The sequence below is a fragment of the Methylocystis sp. genome, assembly GCF_046349115.1.
Taxonomy (GTDB): domain Bacteria; phylum Pseudomonadota; class Alphaproteobacteria; order Rhizobiales; family Beijerinckiaceae; genus Methylocystis.
On the sequence record NZ_JAXMCX010000001.1, the window covers coordinates 592,047 to 609,312 of the forward strand.

Consider the following 17,266-nt stretch of genomic DNA (forward strand, 5'->3'; position numbering starts at 1 on the left):
AAGGCGCCGAAATCGAAACGCCGCGCCGAGCGCACCGCTTTATTTCGCCGCCGTGTTCTTCGGCACCGGCTTTTTCGCAGGCGGCTTTTTCGGCGCCGCCTTCGTCGCAGTCGCCTTGACGGCCTGTCTCACCGGCCGCGAATCCTCGAAGGGCGTCTCGTCGCTCTCTTCGATTGTCTTTTTCGCTTTAGCCGGCGCCTTTTTGGCCGGCGTCTTTTTCGCGCCGCTCTTCTTCGGCGCGCCGCCTTTGGCTTCGATCAGGCGCAGCGCCTCTTCGAGAGTCACCTCTTCGGGCGACGCGCCCTTGGGCAGAGTCGCGTTGATCTTGCCCCAATTGACGTAAGGGCCGAAGCGGCCGGCGAGCACCGTGATCTTGCCGCCGTCGGGATGGTCGCCAAGCGCGCGTCCGCCGGCCGCGCCACCGCCGGCGGCTTTCGCGGCGAGCAGCGCCAGCGCCGCTTCGAGCGTCAGCGCCGCGGGGTCCTCGCCCTTCGGGATCGTCGCGTTGACCTTGCCCCAATTGACATAGGGGCCGAAGCGGCCGGACTTGACGCTTACCGATCCGCCGTCCGGGTGATCGCCGAGCGCGCGCGCCGGCTCCGCCGGACCGCGCGAGAAGCGCGAGCCGCCGGTTCCTGACTCCTTCTGCACGATGAGGTCGATGGCGCGGTTGGCGCCGATCGCGAGCACGTCGTCGTCGCGGCCGATATTGGCGTAGGTCTTGCCGTGCTGCACATAGGGGCCGAAGCGCCCGATGCCGGCGACGATCGGCTCGCCGCTCGTCGGATGTTTCGCCACTTCGCGCGGCAGCGAGAGCAAAGCGAGCGCCTGGGCAAGGGTCAATTCATCGGGCTTGATGTTCTTGGGCAGCGAGCCGCGCTTGGGTTTTTCGCCGCCTTCCTCCTGCTCGCCTTCCTGGACATAGGCGCCGAAGCGCCCGTCGCGCAGCGTCACTTCCGCGCCGGTCTCGGGATTGACGCCAAGCACCTTCACGCCCGGCCGCGCCGCCTCGGCGGCGTCGCCGGTCGGCGGCGAGAGCGTGCGCGTATAGCGGCATTCGGGATAGTTCGAGCAGCCGACGAAGGCGCCGAACTTACCGATTTTCAGCGACAGCTGGCCGCTGTTGCACGACGGGCAGAGGCGGGGATCGCTTCCGTCCTCCTTCGGCGGGAAGACGTGCGGTCCGAGCAATTCGTTGAGACTGTCGAGCACCTCGCTGACGCGTAAATCCTTGGTGCCGTCGACGGCGGTCGAGAAATCTTTCCAGAAGTCGCGCAGCACCTCTTTCCAGTCGATCTCATTATTCGAGACGAGATCGAGCTTTTCTTCGAGATCGGCGGTGAAATCGAATTCGACATAGCGCGTGAAGAAGCTTTCGAGGAAGGCGACGACGAGCCGCCCCTTGTCCTCCGGCACGAGACGCTTCTTGTCGAGCCGCACATAGTCGCGATCGCGCAGCACGGCGAGCGTTGACGCGTAGGTCGAAGGCCGCCCGATGCCTAATTCCTCCATGCGCTTGACCAGCGTCGCCTCGGTGAAGCGCGGCGGCGGCTCGGTGAAGTGCTGGGTCGCGTCGATTTTTTCGCGCGTGCAGGATTCGCCCTGGGCCATCGCCGGCAGGCGGCCGCCGTCCTCATCCTCCGCGTCGTCGCGGCCTTCCTGGTAAAGTTCAAGAAAGCCGGGAAAACGGACGACCTGGCCGGTGGCGCGCAGCTCCAGCGTGCGAGTTCCCGCTGTGGCGTCGATCTCGACAGTGGTGCGTTCGAGTTCGGCCGATTCCATCTGGCTGGCGATGGTGCGCGTCCAGATCAGCTCATAGAGCTTCGCCTGTTCGGGCTCGAGATATTTGGCGACGTGTTTGGGAAGACGCGCGGGATCGGTCGGGCGAATCGCCTCATGGGCCTCCTGCGCGTTCTTGGCCTTCGTCGTATATTTGCGCGGAACGGACGGAACGAAGCGGTCGCCATATTCCTTTCCGATCACCTTGCGCACGCCGGCGACGGCCTCTGGGGCCATGTCCACGCCGTCGGTTCGCATATAGGTGATGAGGCCGGCTGTCTCGCCGCCGATGTCGACGCCCTCATAGAGCCGCTGGGCGATGCGCATGGTGATCGCCGGCGCGAGACCGAGCTTGCGCGAGGCTTCCTGCTGCAGGGTGGAAGTCGTGAACGGCGCATAGGGGTGGCGCTTGACCGGCTTGGCTTCGACCGAGCGGACGACGAAGGACGCGGCGTCCAGCGCTTTTTTGAAATCCTCGGCCTCTTGGCCAGCGCCAATGTCGAGCCGCTGGATCTTCTTGCCGTCGGCGCCGACCAGCCGCGCCGTGAAGGGTTCGCCGGCCTTGGTCTTCAGATGGACGATGAGCGACCAATATTCGCGCGGGACGAATTTCTCGATTTCCAATTCGCGGTCGCAGACGAGGCGCAGCGCCACTGACTGCACGCGGCCGGCCGAACGGGCGCCGGGGAGCTTGCGCCAGAGCACCGGCGACAGGGTGAAGCCGACGAGATAGTCGAGGGCGCGGCGGGCGAGATAGGCGTCGACCAACGCCTGGTCGATCTGGCGCGGATGCGCCATCGCCTCTTTGATCGCGTCCTTGGTGACGGCGTTGAAGACCACGCGCTCGATCTTCTTGTCCTTCAGCGCGTGCTTCTTGTTCAAAATGTCCAAGAGATGCCAGGAGATCGCTTCGCCTTCGCGATCCGGGTCGGTCGCCAAAATGACCTTCTCGGCGCCCTTGACCGCGTCGGCGATGGCCGAAACCCGCTTGGCGCCCTTGGCGTCCATCTCCCAGACCATGGAGAAATCCTGGTCGGGGTCGACCGAGCCGTCCTTGGCGGGGAGGTCGCGAACATGGCCGTAACAAGGCAAGACATTGAAATTACTGCCTAAATACTTGTTGATCGTCTGCGCTTTGGCCGCCGATTCGACGATAACGACATTCATTTTATGTTAATTCCAAAAGGTGCGCCGGCTCGGCGCGAGCGGCGGAAGATGGTCAAAATGGGCGCCGCCTGTCAAATTGGCCAGCCCCGGGCGTCGAAGCGTCGCTGCGCCGCTCAGTGGTCGAAATAACTGGCGAGCGCTGTGAAAAGTGCGAAGCCGCCGATGAAATGCAGGGAAGACCAGCGCGTGTCTTCCGCCGCCTCATGGGCCTCTCGCATCAGGTCCTCGACCGCGGCGATTTGGAGAACCCCGCCGGTAAACGCCAGCGCCGCGAGTTTCAGCGCCTGGCTCTGGCCGCGCAACAGCCAGTAGCCGATCGCCGCGCCCAGCAGGCAGAAGGCGAAGAAGGAGGCGGAAAGCGCGATCCGCCAGAGTCGTCTCACCCCCTTGCTTTTCAGATTGGCGATGGCGGCAAAGCCTTCGGGAATATCGGCGAGGACCTGTCCCGCGGCCAGCACCAGGGCGAGACTTAAGGACACCGCCGAGCCGACGCCGATCATCAGGCCGTCGCCGAAGAGATCGACGCCGACCGCCGCATAGACCATGGAGGCGCCGGCGGTCGCGTCGTCCGCGCCGGCCAACTGGTCGACCGCCCATTCCAGAATCATGTAAAAGCCGCCGCCAACCAGGAGCGCGAGCGCGATCGCCCAGGCCGGCGCGCCGCCGGCGAGCGCCTGCGGCATCAGTTCGACGGCGACGACGGCGGTCACCACCCCCGCGGCGACATGCAGCGCGCGGCTCAGCATGCGCGCCGAGGCGTCGATGAATTCAGCGATGACGCCGCCGGCGAAATTGCCGAGCGCCGGCAACGCGGCGAGCAGAAGAACGAGGGGGAAATCGGCCATTGCGCGGAGACCCTATCCGGTCCGTCCGGTTTCGGCGAGGAGCGCTTGCTCGCCTTGGCGCCCTCCTGTATGAGCGAGCCACGCGGCGCAGGCCGCGCGACGGCCTCGTGGCGGAGTGGCTACGCAGAGGACTGCAAATCCTTGTACGGGGGTTCGATTCCCTCCGAGGCCTCGCGCATTCTGAAGCAGCGCCGGCGTCGCCGCCGAGCATGCTCAACGAGAGCGCCAAATAAACGCGCCGCGCGGCTGGCGTGGGGTCCATTGGGTCAGTTGTCCTCGCAGTTGCGTTATCGTTCGGGCGACATCGCCATCGGAGAGAGTAATGAACCTGAATTCGATGATTGCGGACGCTCAGGCGCGGCTCGATCGTTCGCGCCGCGAGTTGAAGTCCGCCGTTCTGGATTTCGACGTCTCGGACGAAAACCTGTTGGAAATGCGGGCCGCCGCGCGCCGCGTCTATGACGAACTCAGCGCGCTCGACCGCAGGAAGCTGAAGGGCGGCCTGTTCGGCTTTCTGAAATTCTGGTGACCGCGATGCGGCGCGTCGGGCTCTTTCGCCCGCCGCCGCGCGCTCCATAATTGTTAGGGAGCGCGCGTTTCATCGCGCCGCAGAACGAGGTCGCCAATGATCAGTCCTGAAACGCCTCCCGGCGCCGAAGTGATTTGTTTGGATGCGACCGCTGGCCCCTATGGTCGCTGCGAGGGTTTGGCCTGCGGGGCGGTCTATACGGTCGCGCGCATCGCTCGCGGCATCGACGGCGGACATGTCGTGATTCTGGCGGAGGTTTCGCCGTGGCGGACCTATGCGCCGCCTTGGGGCGTCGTCGAGGTCGGCTTTGAACTCCGCCGCTTCCGCTATCTCGACATTCCCGACGAGCTCACGCGGCTGCTGCACGAAACGCATTTCGCGGACGTCTGAATTTCCGGCGTCATCGCCCCGCCGGCGCCAAGGGCGCCTGGGGCGCCGAGGGCGGCGCATCGGCTCGCGGCAGCAGCGGCGCGGCGGCGTCCGAGCGCCGGATAAAGGCTTGCGTATCGAGCTTTAGCGCTAATTCGTCCCAGCGGCCGGCCACGTCGAAATCGATGCTGGGCGCTGATTCGCCGATCTTGCCGGCGGCGCCCGCCGCGCGCGCAACGGCGCTGATCGCGAGCGCGCGCTTCGGCAGCGGCGCCGATCCGCTGAAAGCGACCGAGAAGCCTGGACCCCGGACGTTGCCCTCGGAAATCATGGCGACGCCATTCTCGAATTTGATGGCGGCGCTCGCGGCGTCGACGATCGAACGGCCGGAACGGATGTCGACGGCGCTCGAGAGCGGACGTTTTTCCAGCCTTTGCAGCGCCTTCTCCAGATTGACGCCGGAAATCTCGCCATCGACCAGGGCCACGCCGGCGCGCCCGTTCAGGCTTCGCACGAGCGCCGACATGCTCTCGCCGACCCCATCCACCGCGAGAGTCGCGTTGAGGGCGCCGGCCAGCAGCGGTTTGCCGTAAGCGTCCCAAAGCAGCGGGCCGGCGTCGACGGCCGTTATCGTTTGCGCATTGGCGTGGAAAACCAGCCCTTCGGGCCCCGGCGCGACGGACGCCCGAAATTTGAATGCGCCGCGATAGGCTTGGGCCTGATCGATCGAGAGTTCCGCCGCGCCGTCGCGCAAGGTCGCCGTGATCGAGGCGTCGCTGATTTTCAGTCGGCCGAGTCGCGCATGGCCGACGGCGAGACGCAAATCCACGTCGGCGCCGGACAAATCCGGAAGTTCGAAAGGTCGCCCGCTCCACTGTCCGTCCGAATCGACCAGCGGAGGCGCGTCGTAAAGAAACGGCCGCAACGAGAGGAATTCGCTTTTCAAAGCGACCGCGAGCGTTGGCCTTCCATCCTCCTTATGCAGGTCGAAATCGCCTCGAAACTCATTGCCGTCGACGAAGAGCCGCGCGTCCTTGAGGTGCGCTTCTCCGGTCGAGAGCGTCGCTTGCGCGGAAAATTGCGTGTCGTTGAAGGGGCCGGGCAGGGGCGCGGCCTCGCCGAACAGCGCGAGCGCGCGTCGCGCCGAGGAGGCCGCGGCTGCGACATGACCGGCGAAGCGGGCATTGGCGCCGAGCTGCCCGACGCCCTGCGCTTCAAATCGGATCGTCTGGCCGTCGAGCCGCGAGGTGACGACCGACTCCTCGCCGCGCAGCAGCGCGCCGGGACGTGCGACCCAGAGCAGCGCTTCGAGCCGTTCGCCGTTCAAGTCGAACGCCCCGGACAGAGCCGCGGCTTCGCCGATGCGGCGCCATTCGAATTTCGCGTCGATTCGCTTCAGCGCATAGAGCCGGCCGCGATAGGAGACCCGCGCGTCGCCGTCGACGATCGAGACGGTTCCAAATCGCACATTATCGGCCGCGGCCGCTTCGAGGGTCGCCGGCTTCGCGGCGGCGGCGCGCGCGGCGGCGCCCGGCGCGCCGTCCGGCGTCTTGTCGAAATCGATGCGCGCATGCGGCCGGACGAGCTTTACCGCCGCGACCTTCAGCCGTCCCGCCAACAAGGGCAGAACGTCAACATCGCCGTGAAGCTCGCTGGACTCGATGATTAGCGCGCCATTGCGATCGGCGAAGGCGACGCGATCGACGGCGATGCTTGGGCGCGGAAAGAGCGAGAAGCTCGTTTTGCCGCGCGCGGCGACATAGAGTCCTGAAGAGCCCTGGAGCTGATCGGCGACAGCGTCCATGAGAGCGGCCGGCGAAAAGAGCCAGGGCGCGATTGTCGCGGCGATCGCCGCGAGGGCCGCGGCCGTCGTCAAGGCGATTGCGAGCCGACGGCGCGCGCCGGCGGACGATCGCCATGTCTTGAGGGCCGGCGAGTGCTTGTTGGTTGAGACGGACGGCTGCACGCCCCGCGCTCCAAAAGCTTGTCTCAGGGACTTTGCTTGTCGCGGTCAAGGGCGGCGATAAAGTGGCGAAAACCCGAGCGTCTAGCGATCGTCGGCGCGCGACAGCTCGCTGCGCAGCGCCGCCAGGATCTCCTCGACGTAAAAGGGCTTTTCGACCATGGCGCGGTCGAGATGCGCCTCGGGCAATCCCGCGCGCCCGCAGCCGGTGGTGAAGACGAACGGGCAGCCGCGGGCGGCGAGCGCGTCGGCCACGGGATCGATCCTTTCGTGGCCGATATTCACGTCGAGCAGCGCGAGGTCCAGGCCGTCGTCGCGCGAGAGACGCACCGCCTCTTCGACGCTGCGCGCCATCCCAGCGATAATCAAGCCGAATTCGCTGAGCGTCTCTTCAAGCGCCAGCGCGATATAGGGATCGTCTTCGACAATAAGCAGCCGTCGCCCGAGCAAGGGATCGCTCGCGCGCTGGGCGTCATCGCTCGGCGCCGCCGAGGATGAAAGGTCGGAGCCTGAAACAGACATAGGTAAATGGTGGGGCGCTTTGTCACAGTTGTCTAGCTTTCGCGGGCCGTTCCAGACGAATTTGCACATAACATGGCGAATGTCGCCCATGCCGCCAGCGCGCACCAGCTCAAGATCGTCAGGCCGCCGCCGATCGGCGCCGCGAATTTGAATAGCTTCCCGGAGAGAAAGACGCGCGCCGCCATGTCCCCGGAAAAAAGCGCGACCCCAGCCTGGAGCGCCAGAGCGATCGCGGCGAGCCAGTTCGCTTGCCGTCGCGGCGCGGCGCGCGCGAGCGCGGCGAGGCCGACGCCGGCGGCCGCGTGGATCATCAGAAATTGGCTCGCGGTCGCGAGAAAAGGACTGGCGTCGAGATGGGCCGCGGCGGCGGCGAGAGCGACGCCTGCTGCGCCTTGAATGGCGGCGATGGCGGCGATGAAAAAGGCCAATTTCAATGGCGACTCCCGATCGCGCCTCCGGCGATAGCGTTCTCATGCTTCAAGCGTCGAAGGCGTCGTCGCCAAAATATCGACGACCGGCGAAATAGACCAGCGCTCCACTGCGCGCCTCGCGGCGCGACGGATTTCGATCAGGCGGCGCTCTCGCAAATAAGAATGCGCGCTCCTATATTGCCGCAGAGAATTTGTGGGAGCGCGGAATGAGCGCAATGGGCGTCGTGATTTGTCTGGCGATCGCCGCCTCGGCCGGCTTGGGCGTCTATCTGCGGCTGCGACAGATGACGACGGTGGGGGCGAATCGCGATCGGGTGCCGGCGGATTTCGCACGCGACGTGACGCTCGACGAACATCGCCGCGCCGCCGAATATACGATCGCGAAAACCGAGTTTTCCGTCGCCGAGACGATCGTCGACGCGGCGATTTCGATTCTGTGGCTGGCGTTGGGGCTTGCGCCGCTCTATGCCGGGATCGCCGCGCTCGTCGAACCAGGTCTCGTCCGCAGCGTTCTGTTCGTCCTCGTCTTCGGCGTGATCGCCAGTTTGATCGACATGCCGCTCGCCGCCATCCGCGCCTTCGGGCTTGAGGCGCGGTTCGGATTTAATCGCCTGACGCGGCGAACCTTTCTCCTCGATCAGGCGAAGACCGGCGCGTTAGAACTCGTCGTCTCGACGCCGTTGCTTTTCGGCATGTTCTGGCTGCTGCGCGCCGCGCCCGATACGTGGTGGCTCTTCGCTTATGTCGCGTTCATCGCCATCGCGGTCGCGATGACCGTGATCTATCCGACTGTCATTGCGCCGCTTTTCAACAAATTCACGCCGCTCGAAGAGGGCGCGATGAAGCGGCGGATGGAGGCGCTGCTGGCGAGATGCGGTTTCGAGTCGAAAGGCCTCTATGTGATGGACGCCTCAAAACGCTCGACGCATGGCAACGCCTATTTCAGCGGCTTCGGGAAGGCCAAGAGAATCGTGTTTTTCGACACGCTGCTCGAAAAACATTCGCCGGACGAAATCGAATCGATTCTCGCGCATGAACTGGGCCATTTCAAATTCGGCCATGTCCGTCAGATGCTGTTGCAGGCCGCCGCCGTCGCTTTCCTCGCCTTCGCCGTGCTGTGGCTGGCGTTCGGCTCGGACGCCTTCGCCGGCTGGTTCGGTCTGCCGAATGATCCGGGCATTGTCCTCGTCGCGCTGATGCTGGCGCGCGAGCCGATCTGGCATGTGTTGTCGCCCGTGCTCGCCTGGCGGTCGCGCCGCGCCGAGTTCGAGGCCGACGCCTTCGCGCGCGATCTCGTCGGTAAGGAGCCGATGATCTCGGCGCTGACGCGGCTCACGCGCGACAATCTGGCGACGCTGACTCCGGACCCGCTCTACGCGACCTTCTATTTTTCGCACCCGCCCGTGCCGGTGCGGGTCGCGCAATTGCGCGCGGCGGAATCGTAGCGTGGCGTGCGCGTTCGACGACTAGACCAGCCAGTCCCGCGCGCGTTCAAGGATCCTAACGACGCCCGCGTGCTTGATCTTTCTCTGCGCGGTGATCGCATAGAATCGCTCGGTAACGCCATTCAGCGTCGCAATGTGTTTGACGCCATATTGCTCTTCGACCTGGATCCGAACGGCGGTTGGCGCCATGAATATTCCGGCGCCCGCAGACCCGAACGTCTTCAGCAGGGCGCTGTCCTCGACCTCGGCGATGATCTTCGGAAAGAGACTGTTTGCGTCCAGCCATCGATCGAGCGAACGGCGCAACGCGGTGTTCGACGTCGGCAGCAAGAGCGGCGCGCCATCGAGACAACGCGGAAAATTCTTCCGATAGCGCTGCTGCAGTTCCGAGACTCCAAACGCCGCCACGCCGCATTCGCCGATCGGGTGATTGTAGATTCGCGCATCCGCGACGCCGGTCGCCGGCCAGTCCGATAGAACGAGATCGACGCCATGCACCGGCAGTTCGGCCAGCAGGCGTTCCGTCTTGTCCTCATGACAGGTGACCTGGTTATGCGCGGCGAGCGCTGGTTCGAGCAGCCTGTACACGATGAGTTTGGGCAAGGCGTTTGATACGCCGACGCTCAATCTCAGGCTGAGCTCCCCCGCGTGGCCTTTCAAGGCGCTGCCAAGCTCACGGCCGATCGAGAATATTTCGTCTGCGTAGTTGAACACGGTCCGTCCTGTCTCTGTCATCACCAGCCTGCGTCCCTCCTTGCGGAAGAGCTGCGCGCCGATCGAGGACTCGAACACCGCGATCTGGCCGCTGATTGTCGGCTGAGCCAGGCCGAGCTTTTCACTCGCGCGGGTGACGCTACCTTCCCGAACGACGTTCCAGAAATAGAAAAGATGCTGATAATTCAGGCGTTCCATCGTTCCATCGCCTTTATCGATGAAATTGATTTATATATTCTTATTTTCAATATCAATGCCCTGCGCCATCTTCAACGCATCAGGTTCGCGACAAGGAGGACGGGCATGGCTCACATCATCGCGTTTACGGCCTTCGTACTAGCCGGCGCTGTTTCGCCCGAAATTGCGACGGCGCGCGAGTTCATGGATGGCGCCGCGGGACATCGTTTGCTCTGCGACTTTTTCCGGAAATCGAACGCCGCGGCGGACGCCGAATACAGACCGTCCAGAATTGGCGCGTCGGAACAGTCAAGTGAGCAAGCGGGCGATGCCAACTGATCGCTCCGCCTTAGGTGAGCTGCTCGGAACGAGGATTGAGCGGCGTTTCAAGAAAAAACATCAGAGTTCGCACAAGCGGTAGGAGGTCGCCATGCAGCGGTTGATCGAAGGTCTACACCACTTCCAATCGCGGGTGTTCGGCAGTCAGCGCGAGTTGTTTGAGCGCCTCGCCAAAGGCCAGGCGCCCGAGACGCTGTTCATCACCTGCGCGGATTCGCGCATCGATCCCTGCCTGCTGACCCAGTCGGCGCCCGGCGACCTGTTCATCCTGCGCAACGCCGGCAATCTCGTGCCGCCCTATGGCGCGGTGCGCGGCGGCGAAGCGGCGACGATCGAATTCGCGATCGCGGGCCTGGGCGTCAAGGACATCATCGTCTGCGGCCATTCACACTGCGGGGCGATGAAAGGCTTGCTGGATCCGCCGCCGGCCGCAGCTTTTCCTGCGCTGAATGAATGGCTGTCGCACGCAGAAACGACGAGGCGAATCATGCTGGAGAAATACGGCGACAGAACTGGCGCCGAACAGCTCAACGTGGCCATTCAGGAGAATGTGCTCGCGCAGCTCGAAAATCTGCGCACGCATCCGGTGGTCGCCTCGGCGCTCGCTCAGGACAAGCTGCGGCTGCACGGCTGGGTCTACAAGATCGAAACGGGCGAAGTCTTCGTCTATGACCCGACAACCCGCCAGTTCGGCCTCGCGCCGGCGCCATCGCAAACGCGGTCGCGAGGAGAGAGGGAACGGGTCAGCGTGGAGGTTTGACCCGCCCCCGCCACACCGAACAGTCGAACCAAAACTAGGATGCGCAAATGTCGCAAGAAGCTGATGTCGCGCCCTCTCGCCTCTCGACGATCAAAGACGACATCTTCGCCTCGGTCGTCGTGCTGCTCGTCGCGCTGCCCCTTTCGATGGGACTAGCGCTCGTCGCCGGCTTCCCGTTCGAAAACGCCGCCGCCGTCGGCCTCATTAGCGGCGTCATCGGCGGCATTGTCGTTGGGCTGCTCTCCGGCTGTCCGCTTCAGGTGAGCGGCGCGGCGAACGGCGCTGCCGTGATGGCCGCCGTCTTCATCAAGGACCTCGGCTTTGAAGTCTTCGGACTCATCGTGATGATGTCCGGCCTAATACAGATTGCGGCGGGCGCCCTGCGTTTCGGGCCCGTGTTTCGAGCGGTCTCGCCGGCGCTGATTCAGGGCATGCTTGCAGGCATCGGTCTGCTGATTTTCGCCTCGCAGTTTCATGTCATGGTCGACGACACGCCGCCCGGCACTGGGCAGGAATTCGGCGGCGTCATCAATCTCTGGTCGCTGCCGCTCGCGATCTGGAAGGGCGTCACCATGGAGGCGCACCAAGCGGCGGCCCTTATCGGATTGCTTACGGTAGCCGTCATTCTCTCCTGGCGTCGCTGGGCGCCGCGATGGCTGTCTTTTCTCCCCGCGCCGTTGGTCGGCGTGGGTTTGGCGACCGCGGTCGCGTCCTTCCTCGCGCTCGACATCAAATTTGTGCCGGCGCCCGACGATCTTCTCGCTGCGGTGAGTTTGCCTACGCCGCACACGCTGGGCCGAATTGGAGAAGGCGTGCTGTGGGCGGCCGCGTTGTCGCTCGCCTTCGTTTCAGGCGCGGAATCGCTTCTGACGGCGACAGCCGTCGACGCGATGCAGCGCCGCACGCCGCGAGCGCGTTACAATAAGGAGCTTGTCGCGCAGGGCGTCGGCAACCTCCTTTGCGGGGCGCTCGGCGTACTGCCGGTGTCGGGCGTGATCGTGCGCAGCTCGGCCAATGTCACGGCGGGCGGACGGACGAGACTCTCCACGATGCTGCACGGCGTGTGGATACTGCTGTTCATTACGCTCGCGCCGGACGTGTTGCGCATCATACCGGTCGCAAGCCTCGCCGCAGTTCTCGTCTATGCTGGGCTCAATCTCATCAATCTGAGCTTTGCGCGGTTTCTTTGGGGTCAGGATCGCATCGAAACCGGCATCTATGCGGCGACGTTGGCGACTGTGGTCGCGACGGACGTGTTGACAGGCATTGCGGTTGGCGTCGGTCTCGCCGTCGCACGCCTGCTCTACAGCTTTTCGCATCTCAACATCCGCACCGAGCAGATCGATGGCATGACGGTGATTCACTTGGAGGGCGCAGCGACCTTTATTCGACTGCCGCAACTTGCCGGCGCATTCGAAGCATTGCCGCCCGGCGCGCGGGTGCACGTGCATCTCAGCGAGCTAAAATACATCGATCACGCCTGCCTAGATCTGCTCGCGAACTGGGACGCGCAACTTCAGAACGACGGCGGCGAGCTGGTGCTGGACTGGGACGCTCTCCACAGCCTGTTCCGGGAGCGCGCACGGGCGACGTCGTCATCGGCTGCGGTGGCCGCCTGAACCGGCCGCGTCCAAAAGGCGCGGCTATTGGCGCTTACCGATTGGGCGCGAATCGATTCCCTGAGTCTGGATCGGCCACATGGGCCGATTCAAATTGTAGCCCGCCGGCCGGCGCCGCGTGCGGCGTTCACGCGAATTCCATGATCACCGCGTCGACCGCGAGACTGTCGCCGGGCTTGGCGAGAATCTTCTTGACGGTCACGTCGCGTTCGGCGCGCAGCACATTCTCCATCTTCATGGCTTCGACCATGCACAGCGGCTCGCCGGCCTTGACCTCCTGGCCTTCCGCCACGTCGACGGTCTTCACCAGGCCCGGCATCGGACACAGCAGATGCTTGGAGGCGCCGGCGTCCTTCTTTTTCGGCATGAAGGCGACAAGTTCAGCTTCGCGCTTGGTATAGACGCGCGCCGTCACGTCGACGCCCTGGTGCGATAGCTCATAGCCGTTGAGAATGGGCCGCGCCTGCACATAGACCATGCGGCCGTCAACCTCGCCTTCGAGCACGAGTTCGCCGGGGCGCCATTGGGTCGAGACGCGATGCGCACGCTGATCGCCCTCGGAAAAGCGCACGATCAGCGCTTCGCCTTGCGTCTCGACGCTCACGTCGAACCTCTGATCGCCCAGCAGGCAGACGCGTTCGCGTTCGAATTCCACCGGCCTGCCGCCGCGCAACTGTCCGGAGATTTTGCGTTTGCGCTCATTGCCGACGTGGTCCATCAGCGTCGCGATCGCGGCGAGCGTATGCGCCAAATCCCCCTGGGGCTGCTGCGGCGAAAATCCTTCCGGATATTCCTCGCTGATAAATCCTGTCGACAGATTGCCCGAGCGCCAGCGCGGATTCTGCATCAGCGACGACAGGAACGGGATATTGTGGCGAATGCCGTCGATCACGAAGCGATCGAGGGCGTCGGCCTGCGCGACGATCGCCCGCAGGCGATCCGGCGCATGGGTCACGAGCTTGGCGATCATCGGATCGTAATGGATCGAGATTTCGCGGCCCTCGGTGACGCCGGTGTCGTTGCGCACCGTGACGCCGCCTTCGCGCTTTTCTTCCGGCGGGCGATATTTGACCAGCCGTCCGATGGAGGGAAGGAAGTTGCGCGTCGGATCCTCGGCATAGATACGGCTCTCGACCGCCCAGCCGTTGATCTTGACGTTTTCCTGCTTGAGTTGCAGCGGCTCGCCCGCCGCGACTCGGATCATCTGTTCGACCAGATCGATGCCGGTGATGAGCTCGGTCACCGGATGCTCGACCTGCAGGCGGGTGTTCATTTCGAGGAAGAAGAAGCTCTTGTCCTGGCCGGCGACGAATTCGACCGTGCCGGCGGAGTCATAGTCCACCGCCTTGGCGAGGGCGACGGCCTGCGCGCCCATCTCGCGACGGGTCTTTTCATCGAGCAGCGGCGACGGCGCTTCTTCGATCACCTTCTGATTGCGACGCTGAATGGAGCATTCGCGCTCGTTTAGATAAATGACATTGCCGTGCTTGTCGCCGAGCACCTGAATTTCGATGTGGCGCGGATTGACGATGAATTTTTCGACGAAGACGCGATCGTCGCCGAAGGAGGACGCCGCTTCCGATCGCGCGCGGGTAAAGCCCTCGATCACTTCGGCGTCGGAAAAGGCGACGCGCATGCCCTTGCCGCCGCCGCCGGCCGACGCCTTGAGCATCACCGGATAGCCGATGTCCCGCGCGATGGTGACCGCCTCTTCGGCGTTCTCGATGACGCCGAGATAGCCGGGCACGACGTTGACCTTGGCGGCCGAGGCGAATTTCTTCGACTCGATCTTGTCGCCCATCGCCTCGATCGCCCGCGGATTGGGGCCGATGAAGACGATATTGGCTTCGGCCAGCGCATTGGCGAAAGCGGCGCGCTCGGAAAGAAAGCCATAGCCCGGATGCACCGCTTCGGCGCCGGTCTCCTTACAGGCGGCGACGATTTTATCGATCAGCAGATAGGACTGGGCGGCGGGCGGCGGACCGAGATGGATCGCCTCATCGGCCATTTCGACATGGAGCGCGTCGGCGTCGGCGTCGGAATAGACAGCGACAGTCGAAAGACCCATGCGCTTCGCGGTCTTAATGATGCGACAAGCGATTTCGCCGCGATTGGCGATGAGAATTTTACGAAACATTCGCGCCCCGTTGCCCCAATCCCCTCAAGCATTTGGCGCCGCGGGTAACGAATCCGCGCGGCGCCCGCTTATTACATTCAGCGCTTCGCGTCGCTTTCTTCGTCAGGCCGCTTCTCCTGGACTGAGTCGACGATTCCGAACGCCTTCGCCTCCTCCGCCGACATGAAATGATCGCGGTCGAGCGTGCGCTCAATCGTGTCGTAATCCTTGCCCGTATGGCGGACATAGATGTCGTTGAGCCGCTTCTTTACTTTCAGAATGTCTTCGGCGTGGCGCTGAATGTCCGACGCCTGTCCCTGAAAGCCGCCGGACGGCTGATGCAGCATGACCCGCGCATTGGGCAGCGCGTAGCGCAACCCGTCGGCGCCCGCGGCAAGCAGAAGCGAACCCATCGACGCCGCCTGGCCGACGCACAGCGTCGACACTCTCGGCTTGATGAATTGCATCGTGTCGTAGATGGCGAGGCCCGACGTCACCACGCCGCCCGGAGAATTGATGTAGAGGGCGATCTCCTTCTTCGGATTCTCCGACTCCAGAAACAACAGCTGCGCGATGATGACCGACGCCATATGGTCTTCGATCGGTCCGGTGATGAAGATGATGCGCTCGCGCAACAGGCGGGAATAGATGTCGAAGCCGCGCTCGCCGCGAGACGTGTTTTCGATCACCTGGGGAATGAGATATTGGCTGTAGTTTTCGATTGGATCGCGCATCGGGAATCGCCTCTGTGGTCCGGCGCAGGCTAACGCGGCCTCCGCCTCTCTTGGACCGTCATATATCCGCGCCCGCGCCGGACGCAAAGAACACATTACGCCCAGGCGCCGCGGTTCCAGGCCGCGCCGCGCGCGTAAGGCCTGGGATGCCGGATAGCCCCGCGACCCGCCGCCGGCGATAGACGGCGGGCGAAGCTATTCCTCGTCTTCCTTGAACAGCTCTTCGCGGGAGACGGTCTTGTCGGCGATCTTGATCAGCTTGGCGAGATGATCGACGACACGCTCCTCGTAGATCGGGGCGCGGAGCTGGGCGAGCGCCTGTTCATTGTTGCGGTAATAGTCCCATACGGCCTTCTCCTGGCCGGGGAACATGCGCACCCGCTCGACGAGCGCGTCGGTGAGATCCTTCTCTTCAACCTTCACGCCGGCGTTTTTGCCGATCTCGGCCAGAACCAGCCCGAGCCGCACCCGCCGCTCGGCGATTTTGCGGAAGTCGGCCTTGGTCTCTTCCTCGGACTTGCCTTCTTCGGCGACGGACTTGCCCGCCCTTGCGCTTTCCTGCTCGTGCTGACCCCAGATATTGGTGAACTCCTGTTCAACGAGGCCCTCGGGCAAGTCGAATGAATAGCGGCTGTCGAGCGCGTCGAGGAGGGCGCGCTTCATCTTGTCGCGCGAAGCCTTGTCGAAGTCGGCTTCGAGATTGCCGCGAACGGCGGTCTTCATCGCGTCAAACGACTCAAAGCCGTATTTCTTGGCGAGTTCCTCGTCGAGCCCCAGGGTCTTTGGCGCCGAGACGGCTTTCACCGTCACGTCGAATTCGGCTTCCCGGCCGGCGAGATGCTTGGCGGAATAATCGTCGGGAAAGCGCGTCTTGAGGAGGCGCTGCTCGCCTGCGGCGGCGCCCTCCAATTGCGCCTCGAACCCCGGAATGAAGGTCCCGGAGCCGAGCACGATATCGACGTCGCCGCCCGAGCCGCCCTCGAAAGTGACGCCTTCGAGCTTGCCGGTAAAATCGATCGTCAGCTTGTCGCCCGACTCGGCCTTGGCGCCTTCTGGCCTGTCCTCGAACTCCTGGACGCGCTCGGCGAGAGACTTAAGCGCTTTCTCGATGTCCTCATCCGCCACTTCCGCCACGGGGCGCTCGACGGAAATGTCGTCGAAGACGCCGATATCGAATTTGGGCAGCGTTTCGAACGTGACGACATAAGAGAAATCGCCCTCGGCCGCGAGCGCGCGTTCGACTTCCTCCTGGCCGCCGGGGAAGTCGATCTTCGGCTCGAAGGCGATGCGCAGCTCATTGTCCTCGACGATCCTGCGGTTGGCGTCGTTGACCGCCTCCTGCAGCACGTCGCCCATGATGCTCTTTCCGTAGAGCTTCTTGAGATGGCCGATCGGCGCCTTTCCGGGCCGGAACCCCTTGATCTGACTCTTCGCCTGAAGCTCGGCGAGCTGCGCGGCGAGCTTGGCGGCGAGTTCGCCCGCCGGCAGAACCACCTTGTATTCCTGCTTCAAACCCTGCGAAGAGGTCTGGGTTACCTGCATCTCTATAGCCTTCTAATAACTGCTGCCTCGTCGGCGCGCGACGACGCTTGTGCGACTGCCACGGGAGGCGGCTCTGGTGCGGGCGGAGGGAGTCGAACCCCCACGACTTTCGTCACCGGAACCTAAATCCGACGCGTCTACCAGTTTCGCCACGCCCGCAAGCTTCATTTTCAACGACTTAGCGAACAAATCGTTACGCTAAGGCAGGACACTGT

At 63.9% G+C, this 17,266-nt stretch carries 15 protein-coding genes and 2 tRNA genes; 7 read left to right on the forward strand and 10 right to left on the reverse strand.

Annotated features, from left to right (window positions below; all coding sequences use genetic code 11):
- Positions 1-39: 39 nt before the first annotated feature.
- Both topA and U1E20_RS02705 read right to left on the reverse strand, forming a co-directional pair.
- A complete protein-coding gene (gene topA, locus U1E20_RS02700) occupies positions 40-2,946 on the reverse strand; it encodes a type I DNA topoisomerase (RefSeq protein ID WP_409979044.1) in 2,907 nt (968 codons plus the stop codon).
- 113 nt (positions 2,947-3,059) lie between these two features.
- Positions 3,060-3,791 (reverse strand): ZIP family metal transporter, encoded by a 732-nt coding sequence (locus tag U1E20_RS02705; protein WP_409979045.1) that lies wholly within the window; start codon positions 3,789-3,791, stop codon positions 3,060-3,062.
- A gap of 101 nt (positions 3,792-3,892) precedes the next feature.
- On the opposite strand from U1E20_RS02705, the gene U1E20_RS02710 reads away from it, so the two are divergent.
- The 3 genes from U1E20_RS02710 to U1E20_RS02720 all read left to right on the forward strand — a co-directional run bounded on the left by U1E20_RS02710 (position 3,893) and on the right by U1E20_RS02720 (position 4,710).
- A tRNA-Cys gene (locus U1E20_RS02710) sits at positions 3,893-3,963 on the forward strand.
- A gap of 150 nt (positions 3,964-4,113) precedes the next feature.
- On the forward strand, positions 4,114-4,320 hold the full coding sequence (locus U1E20_RS02715; RefSeq protein ID WP_409979046.1) for a hypothetical protein: 207 nt from the start codon (positions 4,114-4,116) through the stop codon (positions 4,318-4,320).
- Positions 4,321-4,416: 96 nt separating this feature from the next.
- The gene (locus U1E20_RS02720; protein WP_409979047.1) at positions 4,417-4,710 is read left to right on the forward strand and encodes a hypothetical protein; all 294 of its coding nucleotides are present in this window, start codon (positions 4,417-4,419) and stop codon (positions 4,708-4,710) included.
- A 10-nt stretch (positions 4,711-4,720) separates the two neighbouring features.
- Here the strand turns inward: U1E20_RS02720 and U1E20_RS02725 are convergent, their stop codons facing one another.
- The 3 genes from U1E20_RS02725 to U1E20_RS02735 form a co-directional block, all read right to left on the reverse strand.
- Positions 4,721-6,565: an AsmA family protein gene (locus U1E20_RS02725; protein WP_409979048.1), complete on the reverse strand. Its 1,845-nt coding sequence runs from the start codon at positions 6,563-6,565 to the stop codon at positions 4,721-4,723.
- 171 nt (positions 6,566-6,736) lie between these two features.
- Positions 6,737-7,174 carry a response regulator gene (locus U1E20_RS02730; RefSeq protein WP_409979049.1) on the reverse strand — a complete coding sequence of 146 codons (438 nt, stop codon included), beginning with the start codon at positions 7,172-7,174 and terminating at the stop codon, positions 6,737-6,739.
- Positions 7,175-7,206: 32 nt separating this feature from the next.
- Positions 7,207-7,608, reverse strand: coding sequence for a DUF423 domain-containing protein (locus U1E20_RS02735; protein ID WP_409979050.1), 402 nt, complete (start codon positions 7,606-7,608; stop codon positions 7,207-7,209).
- Positions 7,609-7,811: 203 nt separating this feature from the next.
- Between U1E20_RS02735 and U1E20_RS02740 the strand changes: the two genes are divergently transcribed.
- Positions 7,812-9,050, forward strand: coding sequence for a M48 family metallopeptidase (locus U1E20_RS02740; protein WP_409979051.1), 1,239 nt, complete (start codon positions 7,812-7,814; stop codon positions 9,048-9,050).
- Between the two features lie 21 nt (positions 9,051-9,071).
- On the opposite strand, the gene nhaR is transcribed toward U1E20_RS02740, so the two are convergent.
- Positions 9,072-9,962 carry a transcriptional activator NhaR gene (gene nhaR, locus U1E20_RS02745; protein WP_409979052.1) on the reverse strand — a complete coding sequence of 297 codons (891 nt, stop codon included), beginning with the start codon at positions 9,960-9,962 and terminating at the stop codon, positions 9,072-9,074.
- Here nhaR and U1E20_RS02750 point away from each other — a divergent pair.
- The 3 genes from U1E20_RS02750 to U1E20_RS02760 all read left to right on the forward strand — a co-directional run bounded on the left by U1E20_RS02750 (position 9,939) and on the right by U1E20_RS02760 (position 12,659).
- A complete protein-coding gene (locus U1E20_RS02750) occupies positions 9,939-10,280 on the forward strand; it encodes a hypothetical protein (RefSeq protein WP_409979053.1) in 342 nt (113 codons plus the stop codon). The two genes, nhaR and U1E20_RS02750, sit on opposite strands and share 24 nt — an antisense overlap.
- 91 nt (positions 10,281-10,371) lie before the next feature.
- Positions 10,372-11,040 carry a carbonic anhydrase gene (locus tag U1E20_RS02755; RefSeq protein WP_409979054.1) on the forward strand — a complete coding sequence of 223 codons (669 nt, stop codon included), beginning with the start codon at positions 10,372-10,374 and terminating at the stop codon, positions 11,038-11,040.
- A 47-nt stretch (positions 11,041-11,087) separates the two neighbouring features.
- The gene (locus U1E20_RS02760; RefSeq protein ID WP_409979055.1) at positions 11,088-12,659 is read left to right on the forward strand and encodes a SulP family inorganic anion transporter; all 1,572 of its coding nucleotides are present in this window, start codon (positions 11,088-11,090) and stop codon (positions 12,657-12,659) included.
- A 127-nt stretch (positions 12,660-12,786) separates the two neighbouring features.
- Here the strand turns inward: U1E20_RS02760 and U1E20_RS02765 are convergent, their stop codons facing one another.
- The 4 genes from U1E20_RS02765 to U1E20_RS02780 form a co-directional block, all read right to left on the reverse strand.
- Positions 12,787-14,796 (reverse strand): acetyl-CoA carboxylase biotin carboxylase subunit, encoded by a 2,010-nt coding sequence (locus U1E20_RS02765; protein WP_409979056.1) that lies wholly within the window; start codon positions 14,794-14,796, stop codon positions 12,787-12,789.
- 77 nt (positions 14,797-14,873) lie between these two features.
- Positions 14,874-15,509, reverse strand: a complete 636-nt coding sequence (locus U1E20_RS02770) for an ATP-dependent Clp protease proteolytic subunit (RefSeq protein ID WP_409979057.1) — start codon at positions 15,507-15,509, stop codon at positions 14,874-14,876.
- Positions 15,510-15,704: 195 nt separating this feature from the next.
- Positions 15,705-17,051 carry a trigger factor gene (gene tig, locus U1E20_RS02775; protein ID WP_409979058.1) on the reverse strand — a complete coding sequence of 449 codons (1,347 nt, stop codon included), beginning with the start codon at positions 17,049-17,051 and terminating at the stop codon, positions 15,705-15,707.
- Between the two features lie 74 nt (positions 17,052-17,125).
- Positions 17,126-17,210, reverse strand: a tRNA-Leu gene (locus U1E20_RS02780).
- Positions 17,211-17,266: the final 56 nt, after the last annotated feature.